6 protein-coding genes are annotated in these 4,869 nt (G+C 67.5%); 2 read left to right on the top strand and 4 right to left on the bottom strand.

Annotation, left to right across the window (positions count from 1 at the left end; genetic code table 11):
• The coding region (locus tag G3N94_RS39580) for a TolC family protein (RefSeq protein ID WP_205799633.1) at window positions 1-868 on the bottom strand (868 nt) is incomplete at its 3' end.
• A gap of 157 nt (window positions 869-1,025) precedes the next feature.
• On the opposite strand from G3N94_RS39580, the gene G3N94_RS39575 reads away from it, so the two are divergent.
• Both G3N94_RS39575 and G3N94_RS39570 read left to right on the top strand, forming a co-directional pair.
• Window positions 1,026-1,967 (top strand): LysR family transcriptional regulator, encoded by a 942-nt coding sequence (locus tag G3N94_RS39575; protein ID WP_205799632.1) that lies wholly within the window; start codon window positions 1,026-1,028, stop codon window positions 1,965-1,967.
• 116 nt (window positions 1,968-2,083) lie between these two features.
• Window positions 2,084-2,239 carry a hypothetical protein gene (locus G3N94_RS39570; protein WP_205799631.1) on the top strand — a complete coding sequence of 52 codons (156 nt, stop codon included), beginning with the start codon at window positions 2,084-2,086 and terminating at the stop codon, window positions 2,237-2,239.
• A 70-nt stretch (window positions 2,240-2,309) separates the two neighbouring features.
• On the opposite strand, the gene G3N94_RS39565 is transcribed toward G3N94_RS39570, so the two are convergent.
• The 3 genes from G3N94_RS39565 to G3N94_RS39555 form a co-directional block, all read right to left on the bottom strand.
• On the bottom strand, window positions 2,310-3,194 hold the full coding sequence (locus G3N94_RS39565) for a metallophosphoesterase (RefSeq protein ID WP_205799630.1): 885 nt from the start codon (window positions 3,192-3,194) through the stop codon (window positions 2,310-2,312).
• Between the two features lie 25 nt (window positions 3,195-3,219).
• On the bottom strand, window positions 3,220-4,641 hold the full coding sequence (locus tag G3N94_RS39560) for an FAD-binding oxidoreductase (protein WP_205799629.1): 1,422 nt from the start codon (window positions 4,639-4,641) through the stop codon (window positions 3,220-3,222).
• Between the two features lie 20 nt (window positions 4,642-4,661).
• Window positions 4,662-4,869, bottom strand: a 208-nt coding sequence (locus G3N94_RS39555; protein WP_205799628.1) for a DUF2069 domain-containing protein, incomplete at its 5' end; no start/stop codon positions are given.

Here is a 4,869-nt window from a genome sequence, read left to right as displayed (position 1 = left end):
CCGGCAGCGCGGACAGGCCGGCCGGCGCGTCGAGCGCGAGCTTCGGCCGCGCGATCGCATCACCGGCGCCCGGGCCCTTGCCGGCAAGCGCGGCAAGCTGGTGGCGCGCGAGCTGGATCGCTTCCTCGTACGAATCGATCTGGCGCTCGTAATCGGGCAGCGTCGATTCCGCCTGGCTGACCTCGAGCTGCGTGCCGATGCCGGCCTGCAGCCGCTTGCGCGCGAGATCGGCGACCGCGCGCTGGCGCTCGAACGTCTCGTGCGCGAGGTCGAGCAGCGCGTAGTTCATCGACAGGCCGACGTACGCGCGCACGACGTTGACCTCGAGCTCGAGCCGCGCCGCGCGGGCGTCGGCCGCGGTCGCATGCGCGACGTCGAGCGCGCGCTCGGTCGCGTTCTTGTCCTTGCCCCACAGGTCGAGGTGATACGACAGGCCGAGCGTGCCGGTGTTGTTCCAGGTGTCGGCGTTCGCGAGCGGCCCCGGGCCGTAGAACACGTTGTCGGGCCAGTGCTCGCGCATCAGCGACAGGTTGCCGTTGATCTGCGGCAGTTCGGCCGAGCGCGCGACGCGCGCCATCGCCTGTGCCTCGCGCACGCGCGCCTGCGCGGCCGCGAGCGACGGGTTGCCGGCCTGCGCGGCGGCGATCCACGCATCGAGCTGCGGATCGTGATACGCGCGCCACCAGTCGGCGGCGGGCCAGCCGGCGTCGCGATCGGCCGCGCGGATGGCCGCGCCGGCGTCGAGCAATGCCGGGTCGGTCTGGGTGGACTGCGGCTTGTTGTCGCCCATGCTCGCGCATCCGGCCATTATTAATGAGACTGCAAGAACCGAGGCTGCGAGCGTCCCTTTTATTGCCGGAGACTGCACGATTTTCTCCCTTTCGGATATAGATGAGCCGGATAGGATTATATTTTTCAGCGATTCCTGAATAAATGGACAACGGTGCAAGTCATTTTTACGAATGCTGAGATAATATTTGTGCGCCCCTGTGCAACAATCCTGTCGGATTCAAACGGGTAATGGCATGGATACGTTACAGAACATGCGGGTATTCGTCCGCGTGGTCGACGCCGGGAGCTTCACCGCGGCCGCACAGCAGATGAATTCGACGACCGCCTATGCGTCGCGCGCCGTCTCGGACCTGGAGGCGCACCTGCGCACGCGGCTCCTGAACCGGACCACGCGCCGGATCGCGCTGACCGAGGCCGGCGAGCGTTATCTGCAGCGCTGCGAGCAGATCCTCGCGTACGTCGACCAGGCGGAAGCGGAGGCGAGCGATGCGCATGCGCACCCGTCGGGCAAGCTGAAGGTGCATTGCTTCACGAGCCTCGGCCAGCACTACACGGTGCCGGCCGTGTCGCGCTATCGCGCGCGCTATCCGGACGTGCACGTCGATCTGACGCTCGCGCAGCGGATGCCGGACCTGCTCGACGAAGGCTACGACGTCGCGATCGTCGTCGGCCGCGAGCTGCCGGATTCGGGGCTCGTGTCGCAACGGCTCGGCGAAACCTACAGCGTCGCCTGCGCGTCGCCCCGGTACCTCGAGCAGCATGGCGTGCCGCAGCGGCCGCAGGATCTCGCGCAGCACATCTGCCTCGGCATGGTCGCGCCCGGTTTTCAATACGACGAATGGACGCTGACCGGACCGAATGGCGACGAGCGCGTCGCGCTGTCGGGGCCGCCGTTCCGCGTGAACGTCGCCGAGGCGCTCGCGGTGGCCGTGCGGGAAGGGATGGGAATCGGCGTGCTGCCGCTGTATTCGGCGATCGCCGGGCTGCGCAACGGCAGTTTCGTACGCGTGATGCCCGAATACCGGTCGCACGTGATGAGCATCTACGCGCTGTATCCGTCGCGCCAGTATCTCGACGCGAAGATCCGCACCTGGGTCGATTTCCTGCGCGACGAGATGCCGGCGACGCTCGAGGCCGACGAGGCCGCGCTCGAGCAGTTCGCGCGCGCGACATGATGTCGCGTTCTTACGCAATCTAACGAGATTTGTCCTTCGCGCAACACTTTTTTACCTTCGTCCGGCCGACAGTTTGATACTGTCTGATCCAGAGTGACCTGCAACCCGGAGTAGCAATGAATACGCACCTGATGATCGGCCTTGGAATCCTGTTCGGCGTGATCGGCGCCGTCGCGTCGCGCGACCTGCTGCGCGCGATGAAGGCGCGGATGCAGCCGGCGCCGGTGCGGGTGCGCTCGGCGTCCGAGGCCGCGCGCCGGCTCGGGCGCTGACACGCCCGAGTTACTCCTTCGAATCACACGTCTGATTCACACCGTCGAGTCACCCCCTCGAGTCACACATTCAGTCCTGACGCTCGGCACGCGCCTCCTCGCGGATCGCCGGCACGTCGAGCGTCACGACCTTGTCCCACGCGAACGCGGTGTTTTCCCGCTCGCCGCTGCGCCGGTGAATGTAGCCGCGCGGATTGCAGACGACGCGCGTGCCATCCTCGGTCACATAGTCGAATGACGTATGCGTGTGGCCGTGCACCCACAGTGCGGCCGGCGCCCGCACGAGTCCCGCCAGATCGTTGACGAACCCTGCCGATACCGGATCCTGCGCGTAGCGTTCGGCGAGCGAACGCCGGTGCGGCGCGTGGTGGGTGACGACGATCGTCGTGCCCGCGAACGGCGTCGCGAGCTGCGCTTCGAGCCATGCGCGCGAGCGGCGGTGCAGCGCGAGCGCATCGGCCGGCGTGAAATCGCGCTCGGCGCCGCGCTCCTGTGCATCCTTGCCGGCATGCAGCACCGCGTCGTGCGGCCACGTCACCTGGATCAGTCCCTTGAAGTCGAGCATCACGCGCGATGCCGCGTCGATCGCGTGCGCGATGCCGGCGGCGTCGTCGCCGAACAGCGCGAAGTCGGTCCAGAACGTCGTGCCGAGCACCCGGAAGCGCCCGGCCGGATCGACGTAGACATCGTTGTTCAGGTAGTACACGTTGTCGAGCGCGCGCGCCGCGTCGCGCATCGCCGCTTCGAGCGCGCCGAATTCACCGTCGTAGTACTCGTGATTGCCCGGCACGTAGATCACGGGCACATCGGGATCGAACGTCTCGGCGGCCCAGCGCAACCCTTCCGCATGGTTGTGGATGTCGCCGGCCAGCACGACGAGATCCGCGTCGGCATGCGGGATGACTTCGGGCAGGTTGCCTTCGAGATGCAGGTCGGACAGCACGCGGATCTTCACGAACGTCGCTCCTCGAGAGATGGCTTCAGCGTAGCACTTTGCCGGGGTTCATCAGGCCGCGCGGATCGAGCGCGGCCTTCAGCGCGCGCATCAACCCGATCTCGACCGGCGACTTGTAGCGCTGCGCGTCGTCGATTTTCAGCTGGCCGATCCCGTGTTCCGCGCTGATCGTGCCGCGGTGGCGGTGCACGTTGTCGTAGACGATCCGGTTGACCGGCGCCTGGTATTCGGCGAGGAACGCCTTCGGGTCGCCGCCCGCGGGCGTCTGCACGTTGTAGTGGAGGTTGCCGTCGCCGAGATGGCCGAACGTCACCATCCGCGCGCCCGGCGCCGCCTGCTGGATCGCCGCGTCGGTCTCGTCGATGAAGCGCGCAATCGACGAGATCGGCACCGCGATGTCGTGCTTGATGTTGAGCCCTTCGTCGGCCTGCGCGAGCGGGATGTGTTCGCGCAGGTCCCAGAACGCGCGCGATTGCGCGAGATTCTCCGCGACCACCGCATCGACGACGATGCCGGCTTCGAACGCCTCTTCCATCAGTTTCTCGAACAGCGCGCGCGCATGCGCTTCGCCTTCGTTGTCCGACAGTTCGAGCAGCACCGTCTGCGGATGGGTGCGATCGAACGGGTAGCGCAATTGCGGATAGTGCTTGCCGACGAGCTGCATGCAGAAATCCGACATCAGCTCGAAGCCGGTCAGCAGCGGCCCGGCCGCGCGCTGCGCGAGCGCGAGGAAGTCGAGCGCCGCATGCGGCGAGTCGAGCGCGGCGAGTGCGGTGACCTGCGCGGCCGGCAGCGGATGCAGCTTCATCACGGCCGCGGTGATGATGCCGAGCGTGCCTTCGGCGCCGATGAACAGGTCGCGCAGGTCGTAGCCGGTGTTGTCCTTGCGCAGTCCACGCAGGCCGTCCCAGATCTCGCCCTGCGGCGTCACGACCTCGAGCCCGAGGCACAGCTCGCGCGCATTGCCGTAGCGCAGCACCGCGGTGCCGCCCGCGTTGGTCGCGAGGTTGCCGCCGATCGTGCAGCTGCCCTCGGCCGCGAGGCTCAGCGCGAACAGCCGCCCGGCGTCGCGCGCGTGCGCCTGCACGTCGGCGAGGATCACGCCGGCTTCGACGGTGATCGTGCTGTTGTGCGGGTCGAGTGCACGCACGCGGTTCAGGCGCGCGAGGCTCAGCACGGCCTGGCTGCCGCTCGCGTCGGGCGTCGCGCCGCCGGCGAGGCCCGTATTGCCGCCCTGCGGCACGAGCGCGACGCCGTGCGTGTTCGCGAGCTTCACGAGCGCCGCGACTTCATCGGTGTTCGCAGGCTTCAGCACCGCGCAGGCGGCGCCCTGGTAGCGGCGGCGCCAGTCGGTGAGAAACGGTTCGGTATCGTGCGGATCGGTCAGCACGTGGTCGGCGCCGATCGCCTGCCGGCAGGCAGAGACAAAAGCTTCGGAAGAATTCATGACGTTCGGTCGCGTAAGGGTCAGGGCGTCGCGCGTTGCTGTTTCTGCTGCTTTTGCAGCTTTGCCGCGCGTTTGAACGGCGCGACGTACGCAAGCGCCGCCGCGAAGAAGCCGACGGCGAGCGCGGTCTCGCACCAGCCGAGCGTCGCGGACAGCCCGCGATCGGACATGCCGCGCACGACGCCTTCGGCGAAGTAGACGAGGATCAGCATGCTCGCCCATTGCATA

It is taken from the genome of Burkholderia sp. Ac-20353, from assembly GCF_017104785.1.
Classification (GTDB): Bacteria; Pseudomonadota; Gammaproteobacteria; order Burkholderiales; family Burkholderiaceae; genus Burkholderia.
This window is presented reverse-complemented; position numbering and strand designations above follow the sequence as displayed.

Bases quoted from the DNA above. Each gene is read 5' to 3' on its own strand.
- G3N94_RS39570 (WP_205799631.1), top strand. From the start codon at position 2,084: ATGAATACGCACCTGATGATCGGCCTTGGAATCCTGTTCGGCGTGATC.
- G3N94_RS39575 (WP_205799632.1), top strand. From the start codon at position 1,026: ATGGATACGTTACAGAACATGCGGGTATTCGTCCGCGTGGTCGACGCC.
- G3N94_RS39560 (WP_205799629.1), bottom strand. From the start codon at position 4,641: ATGAATTCTTCCGAAGCTTTTGTCTCTGCCTGCCGGCAGGCGATCGGC.